The following is a 22,940-nucleotide window of genomic DNA, read 5'->3' as shown; positions in this document are numbered from 1 at the left end:
CGTCCACCCGCGCCGGCGCCCGCCCGAGGCCGCCGGCGCCCGGCCCCGCAAGGAAGCGCCCAGCCCCATGACGGAACCAGAGCCCCATGGCCGGTCGGCCGGCAAGCCCCGCCGGCCGCCGACCATCCACGACGTCGCCGCGGTCGCCGGTGTCTCCCGGGGCACCGTCTCCCGGGTGCTGCAGGGCGGCCACAACGTCAGCCCGGCCTCCCGGGAGGCCGTCGAGGCGGCGATCGACAAGCTCGGGTACGTGGTCAACCGCGCCGCCCGCAGCCTGGTGACGCAGCGTTCCGGATCCGTGGCCTTCCTGCTCACCGAGCCGCAGGAGCGGTTCTTCGAGGACCCGAACTTCACCACCCTGCTGCGCGGCTGCACCCAGGCGCTGGCGGCGCACGACATCCCGCTGCTGCTGATGACCGCCGGCGACGAGGCGGAGCGCCGCCGGGTGACCCGCTACCTGGCGGCCGGGCACGTCGACGGCGTGCTGCTGGTCTCCTCGCACCGCGGCAACCCGATGATCGAACACCTGCGGGAGGCCGGGATCCCGATGGTCTGCTGCGGCAAGCCGCTCGGCCAGCGCGGCCGGGTCAGCTACGTCGCCGCGGACGACCGCGAGGGCGCCAAGGACATGGTCCGCCACCTCGCCGAGTCGGGCCGTACCCGGATCGCCACCGTCGCCGGACCGCAGGACACCCCCGGCGGCGTCGAGCGGCTGCTCGGCTACCGGGAGGTCCTCGACGAGTACGGCCTCCGCCACGACGAGCGCCTGGTGGCGTACGGCGACTACACCCGGGCCGGGGGCGAGGCGGCCACCGCGGCGCTGCTCGACGCCGCGCCCGACCTGGACGCGCTGTTCGTCGCCTCGGACCTGATGGCCGACGGCGCGCTGACCGCCCTGGACCGGGCCGGGCGCACCGTCCCCGAGGACGTCGCGGTGGGCGGCTTCGACGACTCCCCCGCCGCGCTGACCACCCGCCCGCCGCTCACCACCGTCCGCCAGCCCTGGGACCGGATCAGCAGCGAGATGGTCCGCCTGCTGCTCGCCCAGATCGCCGGCGAGACCGCGCCGACGGTGATCCTGCCGACCGAGCTGGTGGTCCGCGGCTCGGCGTAGGGCCGTCCTCAAGGCCTGATCAGAAAGCCTGGGGGCCGAAGCGTCCCCAGGCCACTGCGGCCGCCAGCACCAGCAGCACCAGGTTGACGGCGATGCCCGGGTACTCCTTGCGGCGCGCGTGGACGGCGGCCGCACCCACCATGGTCAGCGCCAGGCCGAGGGCCGCCCAGGCGGTCAGGACGGGGGCGACGCCGAGGGCGGCCGGCAGCACCAGGCCGATGCCGCCGAGCACCTCGGCGGCGCCTATCGCCTTGACCGCACCCGCCGGCCAGTCCCCCGCCCAGGCCATGCCCGCGGCGACGAGCTTCTCCCGCGGCTGGGTCGTCTTCATCGCGCCGGCGGCGGCGAAGGCGGCGGCGAGCAGGATCGCAATGATCCACAGGACAGTGTTCATCTGGGGCTTCCTCCCGGAATTGACTTGAACCTTCAACCGAAAGATAGGAAGTAATGACTTGAAGAGTCAAGTGAGTGGCGGTGCAGAACCGGAGGTGGGAAGCGGCCCCGGGGCGCCTGCCCGGCCACGCTAGGGTGGTGACCATGGACGCAGACGAGCCGCACTGGCTGAGCGAGGAGGAGAAGGAGTCCTGGCTCGCCCTGGGCAGCATGCTGATCCGGCTGCCTGCCGCTCTGGACGCCCAGCTCCAACGGGACGCGGGCATCAGCCACTTCGAGTACCAGGTGATGGCCGGCCTCTCCATGTCGCCCGAACACACCCTGCGGATGAGCGAACTCGCCGTGCTCGCCGACGGTTCGCTCTCCCGCCTCTCCCACGTGGTCAAGCGCCTGGAGCAGCGCGGTTGGGTCCGGCGCACCCCCGACCCCGAGGACGGCCGCTACACGCTGGCCGTCCTCACCCCGGCCGGCTGGGAGAAGGTGGTCGCCACCGCCCCCGGCCACGTCGCCGAGGTCCGCCGCCTGGTCTTCGACCCCCTCACCCAGGTCCAGCAGCGCCAGCTCCGCGAGATCGGACGCCGCGTCACCACCGCCATCGACCCGACCGGCAGCTGCCCCGGGCCCGGCCCGGCCTGACGCCGCGGCAGTTCCCGCCCCGCCCGCACGTCGCCGCGGCCGGCTGCGATCATGCTCGGATGCGAGAGATCGATCAGCTGGTCCAGGTGGACGACCCGGCCTGGCCGGGCATCGAGGCGGGGTGCGCGGCGAGCGGCGTGCCCGTACAGGTGCTGCCCGTCGACCCCGAGGAGGGTCGCCGATGCCTGGTGCAGATGCAGGTCACCGCGCGGTCGACGCTCGGCGCGCTGGCGCTGAACTGCGGCGGACTGGTCCTGGACGACGGCTGGGTGCGGGTGTACGGCGGCGGCTCAAGGGCGGCCGGCGGCCTGCCGAGCCTGGGGCAGGTCAACCGGTTTCCCGCCGCCTTCGATCCCGCGTGGCACCCCGCGACCGGCCTGGTCGTCGGGCACGACGTCCTGGGCGGGGTGTTCGCGCTGAACGGCCACGACCCGGCCGGTGCGGGACGGCCTGGCATGCCGGGGCAGATGACCTGGTTCGCTCCCGACACGCTGGAGTGGGAGGCGCTGGAGATCGGTCACTCCGCGTGGGTCGCCTGGCTGCTGTCGGACGGCCCGGAGGCGCTCTACGAGGGGCTGCGGTGGCCGGGCTGGCGCGAGGAGAGCACGGCACTGGCCCCCTCGCAGGGGATCGCCGTCTACCCGTTCCTCTGGTCCGAGCAGGCCCGTGCCGACCTGGCCGCGACCAGCCGGAAGGCCGTGCCGATGCGCGAAGTCCTAGGCGTGGCCGCCGATTTCGCCCGGCAGACGGGCCCGGCCGATCCGGGGTTCCTCGGCGACGTGTGAGTCGGCCCGCGCAGTCGGCCGGGCTCACTCCAGCAGGTCGTCGAGCGTGACACCGGGCGGCAGCGGGATCAGGCCCTTGGCGGCGAAGCCGCGCAGGACGGTCTCCCAGCCGGGGTGGTCGCGGAGCAGGGCGTGGAGTTCGTCGGCGGCGGCCGCGGCCTCGCCGCCGGCCATCAGGGCGCCGGCCCGCAGGAAGCGCAGGCTCTGTTCGCCGGGCAGGCCGGTGAGGCCGGTGTCGACGGCCTGGAGGGCGGTGTCCGGGTCGCCCGCGTACAGCGCCGTCACGGCCTCGTCGAACGCGCGGTAGGCGTCGGCGGCGACGAGCAGCCGGCCGAGGTCGCCGAGCGGGTCGGCGGAGCGGTCGGTCCGCAGGTCCACCAGGCGCCCCTGCCAGGGTTCGCCGCGGGTACCGGCGACCACCAGCAGCGCGGCGGACATGCGGCCGCGGGCGTCACCGCCGGCGGTCTCGGCGGCGCGCAGCGCGGTGAGCAGGCGGTGCGGGAAGGAGCCGCGGGTGGCGGTGTACGCCTCCGCCATGGCGGGCCAGACCCGGTCGGCGGCCGCCATGTTGGCCTGCACGGCGAAGCTGTCGCCCACCAGGTGACCGGCCTGGTCGACGCAGAGGGTGCCGGTGCGGGCGGCGAGGGTGCCGTCGGCGGCGGCGACGGCGACCTGCCGCATCTCGGCGGCCGGGTCGGTGAGCAGCGCGTCGGCGAGGGTGTCCGGGGCGGACATCCCGGCGGCGAGGCCGTCCAGACAGCGCGGACCGTAGGAGGTCTCGGCGAAGCCCTGGGTGGCGACCGCCCCGATGCCGGGCCGGGCCCACGGCACCTGGGTGCCCACCGCGAGCACCGCCGACTGCACGGCCACGCCCAGTGCGCCGGACTCCGGGTCGCGCGCCACGATCGAGTACGTCATGTCGGCCTCCCGCCCCCGGGTTGCGCCCCTCGGCTTCAGATCCTCCGCCTCCCGGGGTGAACCCACCAGCGGGCCTTCCGCGCGCCCGCCGCGGCAATTAGAGTAGCGCTTCATGATGAAGCACGTACATAATTCTCGGGGGCTGTCGTCCGACGCCGACGGCCGGATCTACGACGAGGGTGTCCGGGCCGCCATGGCGGCCTTCGCGGTGGACGGCGACACCCTGGCGCTGGAGGCGGCCGCCGCGCTGCGCTCGGCCACCCAGGCGGTGGACCGGCTGCGGGCGCTCGGTGCCGGCGGCCGCGGGCTGAGCACGGGGGCGCTCGACGTCCTGGTCCGTCTGGCCGCCGCGGACGAGGAGGGCCTGACCATCGGGGAGCTCGCCCGGGCCGGCGGGGTCAGTTCGCGCAATGTCACGGGCCTGGTCGACACGCTGGAGGGCGACACGCTGGTGCGGCGGGTCCGGGACGGCGCGGACCGCCGCTCCGTCCGGGTGGTCGTGACGCCGGAGGGCCGGGCCTGGCTGGAGGCCTTCCGCGCACCGACGCAGCGCGCGATGGCGGCCGTCTTCCGCGGCTTCACGCCGGACGATCTCACCCTCTTCCGCCACCTGTGCCTGCGCCTGGTCGACAACCAGCGCCGCCTGGAGGAGCACCTGGCCGGGACCGATCCGGCGCCGCCGGCCACCTGAACCGCTCATCGGGCCGGCAGGGAGCGGGCCAGGCGGAATCCGACGTCGTCCACGGTGAAGGTGGGGTGGCTGCGGCGCCGGGCGGAGGCGCGGCAGCTCCAGTGCTCGTCGAACCATCCGCCGCCGCGGAGCACCCGGTAGCCGCCGTAGACCTCGGCGTCGTAGACGTCCCAGCACCAGTCCCAGACGTTGCCGAGCATGTCGTGGAAACCCCAGGCGTTGGGACGCTTGCCGCCGACCTCGTGCGGGCTCTCCCCGGAATTGCCGCGGTACCAGGCGATGTCGTCCAGCGGCCCGTAGCGGGGCCCGTCGGTGCCGGCGCGGCACGCGTACTCCCACTCGGCCTCGGTGGGCAGCCGGTAGCCGTCGGCGGTGGCGTCCAGGTCCACGCCATCGCCGTCGCCGTGCGGCAGGTAGGCGGCCCGCAGCCCGGCCCGGAGCGAGAGCGCGTTGCAGAACCGGACGGCGTCCCACCAGGAGACGCCCTCGACGGGCAGCCGGTCGCCGCCGGCCGACCCGGGCCGCTGACCGGTGACCTCGGCGTACAGCCCCCGGGTGACCGGCACGTCGGCGAGCTCGTACGCCGCCAGCGCCACCGGCCAACTCCGCTGCGTCCGCCGGTCGGTGAGGGTGACCTCGCCCGCCGGGACGGTGATCATCGTGTGGTGCGCACTGAGATCCATGATCACGCCATGGTAGCGGCCGACGCCCCGTCAGGACGATGCGCCGAGGGCCCGGCAGGGTCTCTGCCGGGCCCTCGGACCTGGTGGCCGGAGTCGGATTCGAACCGACGACCTCTGGGTTATGAGCCCAGTGAGCTGCCTAGCTGCTCCATCCGGCGATGTGTGTTCACCGTACCGACGGGCCGGAGCTGACGGAAACTCATTTTCCGCGGGATGCGCGGGCCGGGTGCGCGGGGCGGCTCACGGGCAGGTGACGACCTGGCCGGCCCAGGAGAGGCCGCCGCCGAAGGCGAGGAGCAGGACGCGGGCGCCCGGGGCCAGTTCACCGCGCTCCGTGAGCTTGGAGAGGGCGAGCGGCACGGAGGCCGCGGAGGTGTTGCCGGACTCCACGACGTCCTGGGCGATCAGGGTGTGCGCCGGGAGGTCGAGCTGGCGGACGAGGGCCTCGATGATCCGCAGGTTGGCCTGGTGGGTGACGACACCGGCGAGCTCGGACGGGGCGATGCCGGCGTTGGCGCAGGCCTGCCGGGCGATGGCGGGCAGTTCGCCGGTGACCCAGCGGAACACCGCCTGGCCCTCCTGGGCGAACCGCGGCTGCCAGTCGTCGACGAGCCGGACGGCGCCGCCGCGGGTCGGGTCGGAGCCCCAGGCGACGGGGCCGATCCCGGCGGTGTCGGCGGCGCTGAGCACGGCCGCGCCCGCGCCGTCACCGAGCAGGACGCAGGTGCTGCGGTCGGTCCAGTCGGTGACGTCGGACATCTTCTCGGCGCCGATGACCAGGGCGTGCCGTGCGGCGCCGGCCCGCAGGCTGTGGTCGGCGCAGGCGAGTGCGGTGCAGAAGCCGGCGCAGCCGTTGTTGAGGTCGAAGGCGACGGCGGCGGGGATGGCGAGCCGGGCTGCGACCTGGGCGGCGGTGGAGGGGCAGCGGTCGATCGCGCTGCAGGTGGCGACGGTGATCAGGCCGATGTCGGAGGGCTCCAGGCCGGCCGCGGCGAGGGCCTTCTCAGCCGCGGCGGCGGCCATGTCGGCGACGGTCTCCTCGGGGGCGGCGATCCGGCGGGTGGCGATGCCGGTGCGGCGGCGGATCCACTCGTCGTTGGTGTCGACCATCGCGGCGAGGTCGTCGTTGGTCAGGACGCGGGCGGGCTGGTAGTGGCCAAGTGCGGTGATGCGACTTCCCTGCATGCGGTCTCTCCTCGGCTCGGCGACGGTTGCCCGGGAATATAGCAACCGATCGGTCGGACGCTAAACGGGTGGCGGCTCGCTACGATGACGGCATGAGTCCACGCAAGTCCGTAGCCGAGGCCCGAAGAACCCGGGAGCGCATCCTGGAGCACGGGATCGCCCTCGCCTCGGTCGACGGACTGGACGGGCTGACCATCGGCCGGCTCGCCACCGACCTGGGCATGAGCAAGGCCGGTGTGCTCGGCCATTTCGGCACCAAGGAGGCGCTGCAGCTCGCCGCCCTGGACGGCGCGGCGGCGATCTTCTCCCGGACGGTGTGGGCCCCCGCGGAGCACGAGCCGCCCGGCCTGCCGCGGCTGAGGGCGGTCTGCGCGGCCTGGATCACCTACCTGGAAACGGAGCGCGACGCCTTCCCCGGCGGCTGCCTGTTCACCACCGCCGCGGTGGAGTTCGACGCCCGCACCGGCCCGGTGCGCGACGCGGTGGGCCGGCTGCTGCGGGTCTGGCGCCGGCGGCTGGCCGGCGAGGTCCGTACCGCCGTGGCGGCGGGCGACCTGCCGGCCGACACCGACCCGGATCAGCTCGTCCACGAGCTGGGCGGCCTCTACCTGGCCCTGAACCAGGAACTCCAGCTGTTCGGCGCCCCCGGCGCCGCCGACCGCACCCGCCGCGGCCTGGACCGCCTGCTCGGCCCGGCTCCCGCCGTGCGCTGACCCTGCTCGTCGCGCGCTTCAACCGCCGGGACGGCGTGCCGGGCCGGCGGCGCGCCCCGCTACCGTGGCCCCATGGGCCCCTCCTCCGCCGAACGCACCGTCAGCGACGACCTGGGCACGCCGATGCGGATCGGCGCGGTCGGCCGGGTCGTCTCGCTGGTGCCCTCGCTCACCGAGGCGATCGCCGTCACCCGCCCCGGGCTGCTGGTCGGCGCCACCGACTGGTGCACCCACCCCGCCGGCCTGGACGTCGTGCGGATCGGCGGCACCAAGAACCCCGACACCGCCCGGATCGCCGCCCTGCGGCCGGACCTGGTGGTCGCCAACGAGGAGGAGAACCGCGCCCCCGACCTGGCCGCCCTGCGGGCCGCCGGAATCCCCGTCTGGGTCACCGGGATCCGCACCCTCGACCAGGCCTTCACCTCGCTCGACCGTCTGCTCACCGCGGCCTGCGGCCTGCCCCGGCCGACCTGGCTGGACGAGGCGCAGCGCGCCTGGCGGGCAGTCCCCGTGCCGGCCGGCCCGCCGCGGCGGGCCGTGGTGCCGATCTGGCGGCGGCCGTGGATGGTGCTCGGCCGCGACACCTTCGCCGGCGACCTGCTGCGCCGCCTCGGCGTCCAGCAGCTCTACGCCGACCACGCCGACCGCTACCCGGCCGTACCGATCGACGAACTGCGTGCCGCCGCACCCGACCTGGTCGTCCTGCCGGACGAGCCCTACCGCTTCACCGCCACCGACGGCCCCGAGGCCTTCCCCGGCATCCCCGCCGCGCTGCTGAGCGGCCGTCACCTCACCTGGTACGGCCCCTCCCTGACCGAGGCCCCCACCCTCCTCGCCACCCAGCTCGCGGCCGCCCCGGCCTGAGCCGGGCCATCACCTTCCCGTGGCGCGGCGCCACCACGGGCGGCGGCGGTCGCGGTCGGCCGGCGGCGGCGGTTCGGTGGTGGGCCGACCGACGCGATCGCTCCACTCGACGACGGCGGCCGCGAACCAGGTGACCGGCTTGGTGTCGGTCCGGGCGTTCGCCCATGCGGCCACCGCCTCGGCCTCGGCTCGCTCGCGCAGCAGGCCTCGCTCGCCGGCTGCCACCGCCAACTCCGTTACGGCGTCGCGGTAGAGGTCGTTGCACAGCCAGCTGTGCAGCAGCCCGAGGTCGTAACCGAGCACCTCCCAGCCGGCCGGGGCCGCGCCCGCGGCGAGCGGTTGCGGCGCCGTCAGGTTGTCGGCCAGGACCTGGTCGTCCTCCACCTGGGCCGCGCGCACCTCGGCCGCCAGCCGGGGTGCGGCGGAGGCCGGAACGAGGAGGGCCAGTACGCGGGTCTCCGCCGGGCAGGGCAGTTCGGCGCAGGCCGCCAGCGCCTCCGCCCGGGAGCCGAACCAGGCCCCCTCGTGGGGCAGGCGGTCCGCCAGGCAGTCGCTGACGGTCAGCAGCACGGGTACCGGCGGCAGGCTCGCGTCCCGCTCCAGCGGTTCGGGGACGACGACCAGGTGGCCGGCGACCACGCAGTCGTCCCCGGGCGGGGTGGGGGCGTTCACGGGCGCCGTCCGGGCGGGCGGTCGAAGACGCAGTCGCCGCACACGCCGCCGCCCGGCACGCGGTAGTAGAGGCAGCACGAGCTGCGCCGGAGGGCGAGCGGGCGGTCGGCGGCGGTGATGCGGCCGGTGCCGTGCAGCGGCGGGGTGTCGAGCAGGGCGCGGACGAGCGCCTCGGCCCGGTCGGCGGCGCCGGTGTGCCGGGCGGTCGGGTCCGCGGCCAGCACCCGCCCGGCGCCGACCAGGGCGGAGGCCGCGTTGCCGTCCAGCAGGCGTTCCGCGACGGGCGCGACCGAGCGGACGGCCGCGGCCAGCGGGGCCAGGTTGTCGACCGCGACCGCCTGCCGGAGGCCCTCGACGAGGGACCCGCCGGCCGGAGCGGTGTCGTACGGCAGCCACAGGTCGAGCGGCCCCTGCGCGGGCATCGACCAGTGGACGCGGTCCGGGTGGAGGTCCGGGACGATCCCGCCGAGCGCCGCCGCACCGAGGGCGACGGACCAGAGCCTGGCGGCGAGACCGAGGTGCACCACCGAGGCGGCGACCCGCGGCTCCCGCGTGCCCAGCTGCCGCGCAGCCTGCCCGATCCGTACGCCGAGGGGGCTGGCCGGGCCCTCGCCGTAGAACTCCCTCATCGGCCGGAATCCGGCCGGCGGTTCCGCACCCGCCGGGCCGGTGCGGACGGCGAAGTACGGCCCGACCCGGCTGACCGACGCCCACACCGCGGCCTGCTCCCACGAACCGGTCACGGCCGGGCCGCGTTCGGGCACTCCCATCGCGTCAGACCCCTCCCGGCCTCGACACCTGCCCCGGACGGACGTCCGGGCGCCCACGAGCATGCCAGGTCCGAGATCGCCCCCGGTCCTGCCCGGCCCGCCGGCGGTGCTCGCACACCGGCGCGGACGGCGCGTAAGCTCGGTGGAGAGCGAACGTTCTCCGATGGTGCTGGGGGAAACCATGGATCAGGCCGAGGCCCGGACACGGCTGCTGGACGCGGCCGAGCAGCTGTTCTACGAGCGCGGCATCCAGGCGGTCGGTGTGGACCAGATCCGCGCCGCATCGGGTGTCTCCCTCAAGCGGCTGTACCAGGTCTTCCCGTCCAAGGCCGATCTGGTGCTGGCCTATCTGCGGCGGCGGGACACCCGTTGGCTGGCTTCGCTGGCGGATTTCGCCCACGCCCGTCCGGCGGGTGACGAGCGGATCCTGGCGGTCTTCGACTGGCTGCACGCCTGGTTCGCCGAGCCTGACTTCCGCGGCTGCGCCTTCATCAACGCGTTCGGCGAGATCGGCGCGAGCGACCCGGCTGCGGCGGAGGTCGTCCGGGCGCACAAGGCGGCGCTGCGCGACTACCTCGCCGGGCTGCTGCGGCAGGCCGGGCGGCCGGACGGGCTGCTCGACCCGCTGTTCCTGATCGCCGAGGGCGCCATCACGACCGCGGCGATCACGGGCTCGCCCGAGGTGGCCCTGCGGGCCCGCGAGGCGGCGGCCGCCCTGCTGGCGACCGCCGCCTGACTGCCCCGGGCCCGCCGGCTCAGAGGCCCAGCTCGCTCAGCCCCGGGTGGCCGTCGGGCCGGCGGCCGAGCGGCCAGTGGTACCGGCGGTCGGTCTCGGCGATCGGCAGGTCGTTGATGCTGGCGTGGCGCTCCCGCATCAGCCCGTCGTCGTCGAACTCCCAGTTCTCGTTGCCGTACGAGCGGTACCACTGGCCCGAGTCGTCGTGCCACTCGTAGGCGAACCGCACCGCGATGCGCCGCTCGCCGTACGCCCACAGCTCCTTGACGAGGCGGTACTCGTGTTCGCGGGCCCACTTGCGGGTCAGGAAGGCGACGATCTGCTCGCGGCCGGTGGCGAACTCGGCGCGGTTCCGCCAGCGCGAGTCGACGGTGTAGGCGAGCGCGACCCGCTCCGGGTCGCGGGTGTTCCAGCCGTCCTCGGCGAGGCGGACCTTCTCGACGGCGCTCTGCTCGGTGAACGGCGGCAGGGGCGGACGCTTGCTCATGGGAATCCTCCGGCACACGGGCTCTTCCAAGGGGAGAACGGCCGTTCTCCTGATGCTCCCCACCCTAGGAGAACGATCGCTCTCCCGCAAACGCGGCATGGATCGCACCCCGATGGATGTGCAGGTGCGGGGCCCGGACCGTGCGCGCCCGCCGGTGGGGACCACCCCGATGCCGGATACCCGGACGGCGCGATCCGCCCGGCTGGCCTAGGGTCGGACTGCAAGCGGCCGGACGGGTGCGCCGCGCCCTGCGGGCCGTTCCGCTCCCCACTCTTCGGAAGGCAGTCGACCATGCCTACGACGTCCGACACTCCCGTCCTCGACACCCTCGCCGCGATGACGTTCGACTCGATCGAGCGGTGCGGGATGAGCGAGGACATGCTCATCCTGACCCGGATCGCCGCGCTCGCCGCCATGGACGCGCCGACGATCTCCTACCTCGCCCACATCGGTCCGGCCGTCGAGGCCCATGTGACCGCGAGCCAGCTCCAGGACGTCCTGGTGGCGATCGCCCCGATCGTGGGGACGGCCCGGGTGATGTCCGCGGCCGGACACATCACCGAGGCCCTCGGCATCGCCATCGCCGTCGCCGACGCCGAGATCCAGGCCCAGGTCCAGGGCAACGGCCAGTAGCCCGCACGCCCCGGAACGACGCCGACCGGCGCTCCCCCGCACAGGGGGCGCCGGTCGGCGGTCGTTCGCGCCGGGTGCATACGGCCCGGACAGAGCGGCCTACTTGGCCGCGGCGGCCTCCAGCAGGACGTCCACCAGACGGTCGGCCGCGTCGGGGCGGCCCTGCGAGCGGGCCCGGTGGGCCATGTCGGCACGGCGCGCCGGGTCGGCGAGCAGCGGGGCGACGGCCTGGCGCAGCGCGTCCGCGGTGACCTCGCCGAGCAGGGCGACGGCGGCGCCGGTGTTCTGCAGGTGGCCGGCGTTGTGGGCCTGCTCGTTGCCGGCGGAGGAGGCGAGCGGGACGAGCACGGAGGCCTTGCCGAGGGCGGTCAGTTCGGCGATCGTGCCGGCGCCGCTGCGGGAGACGACCACGTCGGCCAGGGCCAGCACGTCGGGCAGTTCGGGCCCGACGAAGGCGGTGACGAGGTAGCGCGAGGCGAGGTGGGCGGGCAGCGCGGCGGCCCGCGCCTTCAGGCCGTCGGCGTGCGCGGCACCGCACTGGTGGACGACGTTGGCGCCGGACAGCAGCCAGGGCAGCACCTCCTCGACCAGGCCGTTGATCTGCAGCGAGCCCTGGGCGCCGCCGGTGACGTACACGGTGGGCAGCTGCGGGTCGAAGCCGTACAGGCCGAGCGCCTCGACGGCCTTGGCGGGGGTGCCGTGGAACACCTCCGGGCGGACCGGGTTGCCCGTCACCACGGCCCGGGCGCGGGCGCCTTCGGGCAGCAGCGGCACGGTGGACTCCGAGGAGACCGCGAAGCGGGCGGCGATCCGGGCGAGCATCCGGTTGGCGAGGCCGAGGCGGACGGTCTGCTCGTGGACGACCAGCGGGGCTCCGCAGCGGCCGGCCGCCCGGCCGACCGGGACGGCCACGTAGCCGCCGGTGGCGAGCACCACGTCGGGCGCGAAGTCGGCGACCACCTTGCGGGCCTGCACGATGCCGCGCAGAACACGGAACATGTCGCGGATGTTGGCGGGCGAGGCGAGCTTCAGCGGATTGGCGGAGCGGCGGATCTTGCCGGTGGCCACCGTGGCGAACGGGATCGCCTCGCTCGCGGCCACCCGGGCCTCCAGGCCCTCGGCGGTGCCGACCCAGAGCACCTCCAGCCCCTGCCCGGCGGCGCCGAGTCGGGCCCGCAGCGTCCGCACGGCGGTCAGCGCCGGGTAGGTGTGCCCGCCGGTGCCGCCTCCGGTGACGAGCAGTCGGAACGGCCGCGCTGCGGCGTGCTGGGCATGGTCGGCGCGGTTCACTGGCGCTCCCGGGTGACGGCGTTCGGCCCGGACTCGACCGTGCCGGAGGGCAGTTGGATAATCAGGACGATATCAGCCCAATCACCGCAGGTCCCGGCCGGGACCCCGGGTACGGGGACGCCGCCGGCGGCGCCCATGGTTCCACGGACCGGAATCCGCTGTCGGCCCCGGGCCCACGAGCCTAGGGTCGGTGTCGCGGACGGGAGCGGCCCGCCGCCGAGTGGACCGGGACGTGGAGGTCGGCGTGCGCTACCGCGCGTTGGGACGCAGTGGACTGTCGGTGTCGGAGATCGGCTACGGCGCCTGGGGCATCGGGGCATCGAACTGGGTGGGGGCCACCGAGGACGAGTCGGTGCGCGCGCTGCACCGCGCGATCGACCTGGGGGTGAACCTCGTCGACACCGCCCGCGGGTACGGCGAGAGCGAGCGGATCGTCGGCCGGGTGGTCCGCGAACGGGCCGGCGAGCAGGTGTACGTGGCGACCAAGGTGCCGCCGAGGAACGGGATCTGGCCGGCGCCCGGCGGGCTGGACCCGGCGGAGGCCTTCCCCGGCGCGCACATCCGCAACAGCCTGGAGACCAGCCTGCGGGCGAGCGGCCTGGACGCCTTCGACGTGCTGCAGTTCCACGTGTGGAGCGACGAGTGGGTCGGCCGCGGCGACTGGCTGGAGACCGTCGCCGATCTCAAACGGCGTGGCCTCGTCCGGCTGTTCGGGGTGTCGGTCAACGACCACGAGCCGGCGAACGCGCTGGAGCTCGTCCGGAGCGGTGTGGTGGACACCGTGCAGGTGATCTACAACGTCTTCGACCAGTCCCCCGCCGACGAACTGTTCCCCGCGTGCGAGGAGCACGGCGTGGGGGTGATCGTCCGGGTGGCGCTGGACGAGGGCGGCCTGACGGGGCGGATCACCGCCGGATCGACCTTCCCCGAGGGCGACTTCCGCACGCGGTACTTCCGCGGCGACCGGCCGGCGCAGGTCGAGCGGCGGGTGGCCGCTATCACCGCCGACCTGGGCATCGACGCCGAGGAGATGGCGGAGACCGCGCTGCGCTTCGTACTGAGCGCGCCCGCCGTCTCCACCGTCATCCCGGGCATGCGCAGCGTGCGGAACGTGGAGCGGAACACGGCGGTGAGCGACGGCCGGGCGCTCTCGGCCGACCGGCTGGCCGTGCTGGCGAAGCATCGCTGGCAGCGCAACTTCTACTCCGCCTGAACCCCCGCCGGGTCTGCGAAGTCCCCTGTCGGGCAGGGGGCTTCGCGGTCCGGCGGTCCGGTCCGGCGGTTCCGTCCGGCGGTCAGTCCTGGATCCGCCGCCAGGGCCGGTCCGCCTCCAGGGCGAACGCCAGCTCCAGCAGGACGCGTTCCTGCCCGTGGGCGGCGGAGAGGTGGACGCCGATCGGCAGGCCGTCCTCGGTGCTGCCGGTGGGCAGGGCGATCCCGGGCGCGCCGGTCACGTTGTTGACCGGCGTGAAGGCCACGTACCGCGTCAGACGGTCCATCAGCTGCTCGAACGGCACGTTGGGGCTGAGGTGGCCGATCGGCGGGGCGGTGTGCGCGAGCACCGGGGAGAGCACCGCGTCGTGGTGGCGGAACATCCCGGCGTAGGTGTGCTCGGCCCGGCGCAGCCGGCGCAGGGCGCCGGGGATGCGGGTGAACTCCCGGTGGAAGCTGCGGCGCAGGCCGGAGGTGAGGCCGTCGAGCCGGGCGGTGCGGAAGCTGCGGTCCAGCATCAGCCGGCCGGTGGCGGCGATGAGGAAGGCGATGTAGCCCCAGTAGAGGGTGAAGTCGCGGGAGAACTCTTCGCCGAAGGGCAGTTCGGCCGGTTCGACGCGGTGCCCGAGGGCCTCCAGGCGGGCCGCGGTCTCCTCGACGGCGCGTCGGGTGGCCTCGTCGGTGGGGGCGAGCGGCGAGTCGAGGACGAGGCCGATCCGCAGCGGGCGGTCGCCCGGCCCCTCGACCAGGCCGAGCGGGGGCAGCACCGGGTTGCGGTGGTGGCGTTCGGCGGCGGCGAAGAAGGCGGCGGTGTCCCGGACGGTGCGGGTGAGCACGCCGTCGGTGACCAGGTCGATCGGCAGCCGGCGGCCCTGGTCGTTGGGCACCAGGCGGCCGCGGGTCGGCTTGAGGCCGACGAGTCCGCAGCAGGCCGCGGGGATGCGGATCGAGCCGCCGCCGTCGTTGGCGTGGGCGATCGGGACGACGCCGGCCGCGACGAGGGCGGCCGAGCCGCCGGAGGAGGCGCCCGGTGAGTGCGAGGGCTTCCACGGGTTGCGCACGGGTTCGGCGGCGGCGTACTCGGTGGAGGCGTTGAGGCCGAACTCGGGGAGCCGCGACTTGCCGAGCACCGCCACGCCGGTGGCGAGGAACTGGTCGGCGAAGCCGGCCGTGCGGCGCGCGGGCCGGGCGTGGAAGGCGGCGCTGCCCTGACCGGTGGGCATGCCGCGGAGGTCCACGTTGTCCTTGAGGTAGGTGGGCACGCCGAAGAGCGGCGCCTCGCGGTCCTCGGCGGTCCGGCGCGGCGCGGTGTAGGCCGCGAAGGCGACGGGCTCGAGGGCGGAGTCGATCCGCCGGGCGCGCGCCGAGGCCGCCGCGGCGAGCTCTTCGGGGCTCGCCTCGCCGGCCCGTACCAGCGCGGCGAGCGCCACCGCGTCGTGGTCGCCGAGCACATCGTCACCGAATGCGTGGACCCGTTCGTCCGTCATGCAGACCCCCCACTCCTACCGACCGGTAATTCCGTTTCGCGGGCCGCATTCTAGGGGCGTGTACCGGTGCAGTACACGCCCCCTTTCGGCGGGTCGCCGGAGGGTCGGCCGCACGGAGCAGCCGGGGCGGGGCCGAACGGGCGTCAGCCGAGCCTGGTCCGGGTGCTGCCCGGACCGGAGCCGGAGCGGCGGGTGAGGGCCGGCCGGGAGGGCCGGACGTCCGGGCCCCGGCGCGCGGCGGCCGGCGGCCGGGCCTCGCGTTCGGCGGCGCGGGCGGCGAGCAGGGCGACCGCCCGGGCCGCGGCCGGCTCGGCGACCCCCAGCGCGGCGGCGCGCCGCTGGCAGATCGAGCACCAGACCGGGCTGGCCGGGCCGTCGCTGTACGCGAGCGACTCGGGCGGCAGGTAGCTGAGCGAGCACTCCCGGCAGACGAACACCGACCTCATCCGTACACCACCCCCGCGCCGCTGCACCGTCCGCAGGGCGACCAGTACCGGTGCTCGCGGTGCACCTGGTTGTCGCCGCCGTCCGTCTCCACCGTGTGCTGCACCTTCTCGGTGCCGCGCTGCCCGGCGCATCCGGGGCACACCTGGGGTTCCGCCACAACACCACCTCCTGTGATCAGACGGTAGCGCGCCGCAGTCATGATCGGTGGCGCATCGTCAGTCCGGCTCGCTGCGCGGCGAATTGGCGTCGGCTGGAGCGTCGAGGAGTCAGGTGTGTCGGGCGGGTCGGGCGGGCCGGGTCGCGCCGCCGGGCCGCCGCGCCGTCGCGCCGGGGAGTGGCGCCGCGGGTGCGGGACGAGTGCCCGGCCGCATCCCAGCCGCCGGGCACCCGCGGTGCCGCCCGTGTGCGCGAGCGGCCCGACACAGCGAAGCGTGCGGCACCTGTTCCACCAGGTGACAGCCCGCCTCCCCAGGAGCGGACACTGTCCCACGCCCGCCGGCTCGCTGGGAAGGGCTGCACCCGAAGCATTTCGCCGCCCGCCCTGAAGGGCCGTCGGCGCCTCGCCGGGCCCCTGAAACGGCGGGGCGGCACCGTCCCCGGGGAGCCGCCCACGGGACGGCGCAGCGCGCAGTCCTCTCGGTCCCGGCGGTGGGTCCTAGACGGGCTCGCCGGGGGCGGTGGCGAGGAGGCGGGCGAGAAGGGGTCGGAAGTGGTCGAAGCCGGGGGTCCGGGTGTCGGCGGTCTTCGCCCGGTCGTCCCAGCGTCGGACGGTGACGGCGTCGGCCGCGCCGGGGAGGGCGGCGAAGGCGGCCGCCTCCTCGGCGCCCATCGGCCCGCCCTGCACCTGCAGGGTGTGTTCGGAGGCCGGTGAGAGGGCGGCCCGGTACTCCGGCTCCACGGTGCAGAGGTAGCGCTTGGCGGCGACGTGCAGCCGGACCGGCTCGGTGACCTCCGGTCCGAACCACCGGGCGAGCAGGTCGGCGCCGGTGTGGCTGTGCCGGTTGTCGGTGCCTGCCATCAGCTGGGCGCCGGTGACCGCGCCGTGGAAGTGGCCGACGTCGTGCAGCAGGGCGGCCGCGACCAGGTGGGCGGGGGCGCCGTCCCGCTCGGCGAGGGCGGCGGCCTGCAGCATGTGCTCGGCCTGGGTCACGGCCTCGCCGAGGTACTCGCGGGCGCCTTCGCCCTCGAACAGGTCCTGGAGGGTGTCGAGGGCCTCTGTGTGGCGGTCGAGGACGGCGAGGGTGGAGGCGAGCGAGTCGAGGTCGGCGTAGCAGCCCTGGAGGTGGCGGCGGCCGTCGCCGTCGAAGGCGGTGCGGGCGTGCAGCAGCCGGGTGTTGTCGAAGATCAGGCAATCCCCGGGGTCGAGGCGGAAGGCCAGCTGCAGTTCCGGGCGGAGGGTGATCGCCGCGAAGCGGCGGTAGGCGGCGTAGAAGGCGTCGAGGTCGGCGGCGGGCAGGCGCAGGGTGCCGATCGAGCGGTTGTTGAACCGGATCTCGCGGATCCGGCCGAGGGCGTCGGTCTCGATCAGCGGCCGTTCGGCGCGCAGTTCGGTGCTGCGGTCGCGGAAGGCGAACGGGACCGGGGTCCGGGTGAGGAGCGCGAAGTCCTCGGGTGCCTCGGTGCGCAGCAGGTCGGCGGCGGCGAAGCCGTCGACCAGTCCGGAGTCGCCGCCCTCGGCGGCGTTCTCCAGGCAGTGCAGCAGTTGCAGGGTGGGCACCGGGTCGCGGTAGGGGTTGTCGGTGTGCGGGGTGATGGCGGCGCTGGTGAAGGCGAGGTTGTTGGGGTCGGGTTCGACACGGACGTCGAAGAGTTCGCCGTAGTTGGTGACCCGGACGTGGCCGAAGGTGCGGGCGACGGCGAGCACCTGGCGGTCCTCGGTGGGGACGCCGCGCAGCACGGCGAAGCCGAGGTGGCGGACGGCGCGCAGCACGGCGGCGCGTTCGGCGGGGTCGGCGAGGTGGGCGTCCCAGTGGGCTTCGGGGATGCCGGCGGCGAAGTCGGCGGCGCGCCAGAGCCGCTTGCCGGCCTCGGTGCGGTGGTCGCCGGGACGGTCGCGGGGGTGGTCGCGGTCGGCGGTCGCACCGGCGAGCCAGGTGAGCGGGTAGCGGGAGCGGTGGCCGTCGGTCCAGCGCACCTCCAGGTGGCCGTCCCGCTCGGTGGTCTCCTGGACGGCGAGGTCGGCGGGCAGGTCGGTGATCTGGAAGAGCTTCTGGCCGTTGCCGGGGTCGCGGCAGTCCGCGCACGGGCAGTTGTCGCGCAGCCAGTAGCCGGACAGGGCACGGGGTTCGGACATGCGGGGTCCTTCGGAAGGGAGGCCTTCTCAGGCCGACTCAGGCGGACTCAGGCAGATTGCAGGCCAAGTTGTACAGTCAACTCGCTCTCTCCGAGTGACCCTGCCGAAGGCCGGTGACCGGCCCTGGGCGGCCAGGTTACGAACGGGGAAACGGCAGGCCACGGGCAGGTTCTCGGTCGCGGCAGTCTCACTCGTTCGGGCGAACGGGCGGCATGTCGGCCGTGCGGTGGCGGCGCACAGCGGCCGACGATGGGCCCGACCGCCGTCCGCGTCCGTCAGCCGCCCTGGAGATCCCCATGACCCGTCGGACCATGTCCACCGCCCGCCTGCTGGCCGGCGCCACCGCGTTCGCGGCCGCCCTCGCCACCACGGCCGGCTGCGGCTCCGATCCGGCACCCACCGGAGCCGCGCCGTCCAGTGCGGCGAGCGGCGCCTCGATCGCCTGCAACGGCTCCGGGCAGCTGCTCGGCGCGGGCTCCACGGCCCAGTCGAACGCCATCGACATCTGGAAGGTCGCGTTCGGCACCGCCTGCCCCGACATCACCGTCACCTACGGCGGCGGCGGTTCGGGCGCGGGCGTGCAGCAGTTCAACCAGGGCAAGGTGACCTTCGCCGGCTCGGACGCACCGCTGAAGCCGGAGGAAGTCCAGGCCTCCAAGCAGGTCTGCACCGGAGGACAGGGCATCGACCTGCCGATGGTCGCCGGCCTGATCTCGATCGTCTACAACGTCGACGGGGTCGACGACCTCGTCCTCGACGCGCCGACCATCGCCGAGATCTTCAACGGTCAGATCACCACGTGGAACGACCCGGCGATCGCCGCACTCAACCCGGACGCGAAGCTGCCCGACGCACCCGTGCAGAGCTTCCACCGCGGCGACGACTCGGGCACCACCGCGAACCTCACCGCCTACCTCGCCGCCGCGGGCAACGGCGCCTGGCCGTACCCGCCGAGCAAGACCTGGGCGGGCAAGGGCGGCCAGTCCGCCAACGGTTCGGCCGGCGTGTCCGCCCAGGTCAAGCAGGTCGAGAACTCGATCGGCTACGTCGAGCTGTCCTTCGCCCAGACCAACAGCCTGAAGAGCGCGGCGATCAGCACCGGCGCGCCGCAGCCGGTGGCGGCCACCGCCGCCAACGCCGCCACCACCTTCGCCAAGGCCACCGTGGCCGGCACCGGCAGCGACCTCGCCCTCAACCTCGACTACGCCACCCAGGAGCCCGGCGCCTACCCGATCGTCCTGGTCACCTACGAGATCGTCTGCGACAAGGGCAACAAGGCGGGCACGCTCGACGCCCTCAAGTCCTTCCTGACGTACACCATCAGCGATCCCGCGCAGCAGTCGATCGGCACCAAGGGCTACGTCCCGCTGCCGCAGGAGGTGGCCTCCAAGGTCCAGGCGGTCATCCCGACCCTGTCCTGACCCGCTCCCCCACCGAGCCCGCCCCCGCCGGGGGCGGGCTCTCGCGTGCGCCCCGGACGGCGTGCCCTCCGGGGAGTGCTCCTCGGATCTGGTGCTACTGTCGGACCATCAAACGGGGAGCACTCCCCGTTTACGGCTCGGAGGGGCGGGGCGATGACGGACACGGCACTGGTGCTCGGCGGCGGCGGGACGCTGGGCGGCGCGTGGGAGATCGGCGTGCTCGCCGGGCTGGCCGAGGCCGGGGTCGACCCGGCCGGGACGGACACGGTGATCGGCACCTCGGCGGGCGCCGTACTGGGCGCCCGGCTCACCGCAGGCGTCGCGCCGCGGGAGCTGTTCGCGGGCGAGCTCGCCGGCACCCCGGCGGTGCGGGTCGCGGTGACTGCGGCTCAGACCGCGTGCTTCCTGTGGGCCGCCCTCGCCGCCCGGGACCCCGAGCGCTCGGTGAAGCGGCTGGCCCGGGCGGCGCTCGCCGCCCGCACGGTGCCCGAGGCGGAGGTCTTCGCGGCGATCGACACCCTCCTCGACGGCGTCCGCGACTGGCCCGGCCGCGACCTTCGGCTGACCGCCGTCGACGTGCGCACGGGCGCCCTGGAGGTGTTCACCGCGGACGACGGGGTGCCACTGCCGCTGGCGGTGGCCGCGAGTTGCGCCGTCCCGGTGGTGTGGCCGCCGGTGTCGGTGGCGGGGCGGCGCTGGATGGACGGCGGCAGCCGCTCGACCACCAATGTCCACCTGGCGCGGGGGCACCGGCGCGTGCTCGCCCTCTCCCCCGTGCCCCGGGCCGTCGGGCCGCACCCGGGCGCCGCGGCGCAGGGCGCGGACCTCGCCGCCGACGGCGCCGAGGTGCTCGTCCTCACCCCGGACCGCGCCGCCCGTCGCGCGATCGGCCGCAACCTGCTCGACGCCTCGCGGCGCACGGCCGCCGCCGAGGCCGGACGTCGGCAGGGCACCGCCTGCGCCGAGGCCGTGGCCGCCCTGCTCGGCGGCTGACGCCGTGTCCGCGGGTGGCCCCGCGGCCGCGGTCAGCCCGCGCGGCGGGTGGCCTGCAGCAGCAGGAGGGCGATGTCGTCGGTGTGCTGTCCGGCGGGCCAACCCACCTGCACCAGTTCGTCGATGAGCCGGTCGAGGACGCCGCCCGCCCGGTCGGACGCCTGGTCGGCGCGGAGGTCGGCGAGATGGTCGGCGGTGTGCCGGCTGAGGTGGTCGGTGAGGGCGGCGGTGACGCTGTCCGCGTCGGTGCCCGGGACCTCCACCAGGCCGTCGGTGTACAGGACGAGCAGGGTGCCCTCCGGCAGCGGCAGGGTGGTGAGCGGGTACCCGGCCGCCACCTCGATGCCCAGCAGCGGTCCGGGTTCCAGATCGAGGACGTGGGCGCGGCCGCCGGGGCGGCGCAGCAGCGGCGGCGGGTGGCCGGCGGAGGCGAGGGTGACCTGGCGGCGGGTGAGGTCGAGGTGGGCGTAGAGGCAGGAGACCAGGAGGTCGGGTTCGAGGTCGACCAGCAGCCGGTTGGTGCGGGCGAGCACCTGGTCGGGGGCGGCGCCCGCTGCGGCGTGTGCGTGCACGGCGGTGCGGACCTGGCCCATGAGCGCGGCGGCGGCCACGTTGTGGCCCTGGACGTCGCCGATGACGGCGGCGGCGGTGCGGTCGTCGAGGCGGATCAGGTCGTAGAAGTCGCCGCCGATGTCCTGCCCGCGGCCGGCCGGCAGGTAGCGGGCGGCGAAGTCCAGGCCGTCGATCCGGGGAAGGGTGCGGGGCAGCAGCGCGGACTGCAGGCCGTGCGCGAGGTCGTTCTTGGCGTCGAAGAGGCGGGCCCGGTCCAGGGCCTGGGCGATCAGCCCGGCGAGGGAGGTCAGGACGGCGCGTTCGTCCGCGGTGAAGGCGTGGGGCCGGGTGTACGAGAGCACGCAGACGCCCACGGGGCGGGCCGAGACGATCAGCGGGAGCACCGCCCAGGCCTTCTTGCCGCTGATGCGCGGTGCCTCGGGGTAGCTCCGGGCGATCTCCTCCGGCCTGGCGAAGAAGGACGGGGTGCCGTCGGCGAGGGCCCGTCCGGCGGGGGTCAGATCGGTGTCCAGGGGCAGGCCGTCCAGCCGTTCGAGGACCTCGGCGGAGTACCCCCGGTGGCCGATGATCTTCAGCCTGCCGGCATCGGCGGCGGAGAGGACGAGGGCGTCCGCGCCGAAGACCGGCAGGATCTGGTCGGCGACCATGTCGACGACGTCGCTCACCCCGACGGCCTCGGTCAACGCGGCGGCGAGGTGCATCAGTTGCTGCAGCCGTCCGGCCGACGGCGCGGTCGGCGCGGTCTGCGCGGACCCGGGGACGGCGGTGGCCGGCGCGGCAGCGGCGCTGCGGCCGCTCGGGCTGATCCGGACGCTGATGCCGCCGGCGTCCGGGAACAGCTGGAAGTCCAGCCAGTGGTCGGGCGGGCGCAGCGCGGTGAAGGCGGTCGGCTCGCGGCTGATCACGGCGGTGCGGTAGCGCTCCTCGTGGGCGGGGTCGTCGAGCCAGGGCAGCGCGCTCCACGGCACTGCGCCGAGCAGCCGGTCGGCGGGGCGGCCGAGCAGGCGGGCCGCGGTGCTGCTGAGGAAGGTGATCCGGCCGTGGAGGTCCAGGGCGAGGGCGCCCTCGGGGAGGCGCTCGGCGTACGCGACGGCGGCCCTGCCGTCCTGCTCGGGGTGCGGCCGGACGAGCTCGTCGGGGACGATCCACGGCCGCTCCGGGAAGTCGGGCGGTCCGCCGGCGGCGTCCAGCACCCGGGCCACCCGCCGGGCGCCGGCGGCGGCGTTCTCGCAGTCGCGGCGACTGGCGTGCGGGGGGTGGTCGGCGGGCCACAGCAGTTGGAGGGCGCCCCACCCGCGGTGTTCCCCGGCGATGGGGGCGGCGGCGAGGGAGAACCGGTACGGCAGGGCGGCGGCCACCCGGGGATAGCGGCGGACCATGTCCTCCTGGTTGCCGACCCAGACGAGCCGCTGCTCGCGCACGGCGGCGGCGACCGGGGTGGGGCTGCTCAGCGGCAGCCGCAGCCATGGCGCGACGAAGTCCGGCGGCACGCCGTGCATCACCACCAGGCGCAGCACCGGCTCGTCCGGTTCGCAGAGGAAGATGCCGCCGATACTGGCGTCGGCCTGGCGGACGGCGGCGGCGAGCGCCTCGCCGAGGGCGTCGGCCTGGCGGACGGCGGCAGCGAGCGCCTCGCCGAGGGCGCCGCCCGGTGGTCGTGGGCCGTGCGGCGCCTCAGCGGACACCGCCGGCTCCTTCCCCCGGGGCCACGGCCGGGCCGGCGCCCGGGCGGCCTGCGGGCGCGGCCCGCCTGCGCCCCCGCGGCCGGGCGCGCGGCAGTGCCCCGCGGCGGGGGGACGGCGCCGCGCCCCAAACCCCGACGGGACGCCCCGCCCCGGGCGGGGGGCCCCCCCCCGCCCCGGCACACCGCGGATGGGCCCCCCCACCCCGCCCGCGGGGCGGGTGGGGGCGGCCCCGTGCGCTTGCCCTCCCGCGACCCCGTCT

At 75.3% G+C, this 22,940-nt stretch carries 24 protein-coding genes and 1 tRNA gene; 11 read left to right on the top strand and 14 right to left on the bottom strand.

Annotated elements, in window-relative coordinates; genetic code table 11:
- Positions 1–67: 67 nt before the first annotated feature.
- A complete protein-coding gene (locus AB0P35_RS31320; RefSeq protein WP_363517549.1) occupies positions 68–1,114 on the top strand; it encodes a LacI family DNA-binding transcriptional regulator in 1,047 nt (348 codons plus the stop codon).
- A 19-nt stretch (positions 1,115–1,133) separates the two neighbouring features.
- Here the strand turns inward: AB0P35_RS31320 and AB0P35_RS31315 are convergent, their stop codons facing one another.
- Positions 1,134–1,508: a DoxX family protein gene (locus tag AB0P35_RS31315; RefSeq protein WP_363517546.1), complete on the bottom strand. Its 375-nt coding sequence runs from the start codon at positions 1,506–1,508 to the stop codon at positions 1,134–1,136.
- A gap of 143 nt (positions 1,509–1,651) precedes the next feature.
- On the opposite strand from AB0P35_RS31315, the gene AB0P35_RS31310 reads away from it, so the two are divergent.
- Together AB0P35_RS31310 and AB0P35_RS31305 are read left to right on the top strand one after the other, a co-directional pair.
- Positions 1,652–2,143 carry a MarR family transcriptional regulator gene (locus AB0P35_RS31310; protein ID WP_363517543.1) on the top strand — a complete coding sequence of 164 codons (492 nt, stop codon included), beginning with the start codon at positions 1,652–1,654 and terminating at the stop codon, positions 2,141–2,143.
- Positions 2,144–2,202: 59 nt separating this feature from the next.
- On the top strand, positions 2,203–2,928 hold the full coding sequence (locus AB0P35_RS31305) for a DUF2625 family protein (RefSeq protein ID WP_363517540.1): 726 nt from the start codon (positions 2,203–2,205) through the stop codon (positions 2,926–2,928).
- Positions 2,929–2,952: 24 nt separating this feature from the next.
- On the opposite strand, the gene AB0P35_RS31300 is transcribed toward AB0P35_RS31305, so the two are convergent.
- Positions 2,953–3,846, bottom strand: coding sequence for a DUF1028 domain-containing protein (locus AB0P35_RS31300; RefSeq protein ID WP_363517537.1), 894 nt, complete (start codon positions 3,844–3,846; stop codon positions 2,953–2,955).
- A gap of 112 nt (positions 3,847–3,958) precedes the next feature.
- Between AB0P35_RS31300 and AB0P35_RS31295 the strand changes: the two genes are divergently transcribed.
- A complete protein-coding gene (locus AB0P35_RS31295) occupies positions 3,959–4,537 on the top strand; it encodes a MarR family transcriptional regulator (RefSeq protein ID WP_363517534.1) in 579 nt (192 codons plus the stop codon).
- Positions 4,538–4,542: 5 nt separating this feature from the next.
- Here AB0P35_RS31295 and AB0P35_RS31290 read toward each other — a convergent pair whose 3' ends face one another.
- The 3 genes from AB0P35_RS31290 to AB0P35_RS31280 all read right to left on the bottom strand — a co-directional run bounded on the left by AB0P35_RS31290 (position 4,543) and on the right by AB0P35_RS31280 (position 6,405).
- On the bottom strand, positions 4,543–5,220 hold the full coding sequence (locus AB0P35_RS31290) for a formylglycine-generating enzyme family protein (RefSeq protein WP_363517531.1): 678 nt from the start codon (positions 5,218–5,220) through the stop codon (positions 4,543–4,545).
- 81 nt (positions 5,221–5,301) lie between these two features.
- Positions 5,302–5,378, bottom strand: a tRNA-Met gene (locus AB0P35_RS31285).
- An 82-nt stretch (positions 5,379–5,460) separates the two neighbouring features.
- Positions 5,461–6,405 carry a beta-ketoacyl-ACP synthase III gene (locus AB0P35_RS31280; protein ID WP_363517528.1) on the bottom strand — a complete coding sequence of 315 codons (945 nt, stop codon included), beginning with the start codon at positions 6,403–6,405 and terminating at the stop codon, positions 5,461–5,463.
- 92 nt (positions 6,406–6,497) lie between these two features.
- Between AB0P35_RS31280 and AB0P35_RS31275 the strand changes: the two genes are divergently transcribed.
- The gene (locus AB0P35_RS31275) at positions 6,498–7,118 is read left to right on the top strand and encodes a TetR/AcrR family transcriptional regulator (protein WP_363517526.1); all 621 of its coding nucleotides are present in this window, start codon (positions 6,498–6,500) and stop codon (positions 7,116–7,118) included.
- A gap of 123 nt (positions 7,119–7,241) precedes the next feature.
- Positions 7,242–7,982 carry a helical backbone metal receptor gene (locus AB0P35_RS31270; RefSeq protein WP_363517632.1) on the top strand — a complete coding sequence of 247 codons (741 nt, stop codon included), beginning with the start codon at positions 7,242–7,244 and terminating at the stop codon, positions 7,980–7,982.
- 9 nt (positions 7,983–7,991) lie between these two features.
- On the opposite strand, the gene AB0P35_RS31265 is transcribed toward AB0P35_RS31270, so the two are convergent.
- Positions 7,992–8,654, bottom strand: a complete 663-nt coding sequence (locus AB0P35_RS31265) for a hypothetical protein (protein WP_363517523.1) — start codon at positions 8,652–8,654, stop codon at positions 7,992–7,994.
- Positions 8,651–9,424 carry a (2Fe-2S)-binding protein gene (locus AB0P35_RS31260; RefSeq protein WP_363517520.1) on the bottom strand — a complete coding sequence of 258 codons (774 nt, stop codon included), beginning with the start codon at positions 9,422–9,424 and terminating at the stop codon, positions 8,651–8,653. The genes AB0P35_RS31265 and AB0P35_RS31260 overlap by 4 nt, the downstream gene beginning before the upstream one ends.
- Before the next feature lie 163 nt (positions 9,425–9,587).
- Between AB0P35_RS31260 and AB0P35_RS31255 the strand changes: the two genes are divergently transcribed.
- Positions 9,588–10,160: a TetR/AcrR family transcriptional regulator gene (locus AB0P35_RS31255; protein ID WP_363517517.1), complete on the top strand. Its 573-nt coding sequence runs from the start codon at positions 9,588–9,590 to the stop codon at positions 10,158–10,160.
- Between the two features lie 19 nt (positions 10,161–10,179).
- On the opposite strand, the gene AB0P35_RS31250 is transcribed toward AB0P35_RS31255, so the two are convergent.
- Positions 10,180–10,647: a nuclear transport factor 2 family protein gene (locus tag AB0P35_RS31250; RefSeq protein ID WP_363517514.1), complete on the bottom strand. Its 468-nt coding sequence runs from the start codon at positions 10,645–10,647 to the stop codon at positions 10,180–10,182.
- 291 nt (positions 10,648–10,938) lie between these two features.
- Between AB0P35_RS31250 and AB0P35_RS31245 the strand changes: the two genes are divergently transcribed.
- A complete protein-coding gene (locus AB0P35_RS31245) occupies positions 10,939–11,280 on the top strand; it encodes a carboxymuconolactone decarboxylase (protein ID WP_363517511.1) in 342 nt (113 codons plus the stop codon).
- A gap of 99 nt (positions 11,281–11,379) precedes the next feature.
- Here AB0P35_RS31245 and AB0P35_RS31240 read toward each other — a convergent pair whose 3' ends face one another.
- A complete protein-coding gene (locus AB0P35_RS31240; RefSeq protein ID WP_363517508.1) occupies positions 11,380–12,570 on the bottom strand; it encodes a UDP-N-acetylglucosamine--N-acetylmuramyl-(pentapeptide) pyrophosphoryl-undecaprenol N-acetylglucosamine transferase in 1,191 nt (396 codons plus the stop codon).
- Positions 12,571–12,814: 244 nt separating this feature from the next.
- On the opposite strand from AB0P35_RS31240, the gene AB0P35_RS31235 reads away from it, so the two are divergent.
- Positions 12,815–13,783 carry an aldo/keto reductase gene (locus AB0P35_RS31235; protein ID WP_363517629.1) on the top strand — a complete coding sequence of 323 codons (969 nt, stop codon included), beginning with the start codon at positions 12,815–12,817 and terminating at the stop codon, positions 13,781–13,783.
- 82 nt (positions 13,784–13,865) lie between these two features.
- Here AB0P35_RS31235 and AB0P35_RS31230 read toward each other — a convergent pair whose 3' ends face one another.
- The 4 genes from AB0P35_RS31230 to AB0P35_RS31215 form a co-directional block, all read right to left on the bottom strand.
- Positions 13,866–15,269 carry an amidase gene (locus AB0P35_RS31230; protein WP_363517505.1) on the bottom strand — a complete coding sequence of 468 codons (1,404 nt, stop codon included), beginning with the start codon at positions 15,267–15,269 and terminating at the stop codon, positions 13,866–13,868.
- A 143-nt stretch (positions 15,270–15,412) separates the two neighbouring features.
- The gene (locus AB0P35_RS31225; RefSeq protein WP_363517502.1) at positions 15,413–15,715 is read right to left on the bottom strand and encodes a hypothetical protein; all 303 of its coding nucleotides are present in this window, start codon (positions 15,713–15,715) and stop codon (positions 15,413–15,415) included.
- Positions 15,712–15,873: a hypothetical protein gene (locus AB0P35_RS31220; RefSeq protein WP_179419817.1), complete on the bottom strand. Its 162-nt coding sequence runs from the start codon at positions 15,871–15,873 to the stop codon at positions 15,712–15,714. Before AB0P35_RS31220 ends, AB0P35_RS31225 begins: the two co-directional genes overlap by 4 nt.
- Before the next feature lie 498 nt (positions 15,874–16,371).
- Positions 16,372–18,009: a phosphonate degradation HD-domain oxygenase gene (locus tag AB0P35_RS31215; RefSeq protein WP_363517499.1), complete on the bottom strand. Its 1,638-nt coding sequence runs from the start codon at positions 18,007–18,009 to the stop codon at positions 16,372–16,374.
- A 296-nt stretch (positions 18,010–18,305) separates the two neighbouring features.
- Here AB0P35_RS31215 and pstS point away from each other — a divergent pair, with 296 nt between their 5' ends.
- Positions 18,306–19,430, top strand: a complete 1,125-nt coding sequence (pstS, locus tag AB0P35_RS31210) for a phosphate ABC transporter substrate-binding protein PstS (protein WP_363517496.1) — start codon at positions 18,306–18,308, stop codon at positions 19,428–19,430.
- 153 nt (positions 19,431–19,583) lie between these two features.
- Entirely contained in the window at positions 19,584–20,423 is an 840-nt protein-coding gene (locus AB0P35_RS31205) for a patatin-like phospholipase family protein (RefSeq protein WP_363517493.1), read from the top strand.
- A gap of 32 nt (positions 20,424–20,455) precedes the next feature.
- Here AB0P35_RS31205 and AB0P35_RS31200 read toward each other — a convergent pair whose 3' ends face one another.
- Complete coding sequence (locus AB0P35_RS31200) at positions 20,456–22,495, bottom strand: SpoIIE family protein phosphatase (protein ID WP_363517626.1); 2,040 nt, start codon at positions 22,493–22,495, stop codon at positions 20,456–20,458.
- Positions 22,496–22,940: the final 445 nt, after the last annotated feature.

Source organism: Kitasatospora sp. NPDC085879 (genome assembly GCF_040686255.1).
Taxonomy (GTDB): domain Bacteria; phylum Actinomycetota; class Actinomycetes; order Streptomycetales; family Streptomycetaceae; genus Kitasatospora.
The sequence above is the reverse complement of the archived record's forward strand: the minus strand, read 5'-3'. Positions and strand labels throughout refer to the sequence as shown.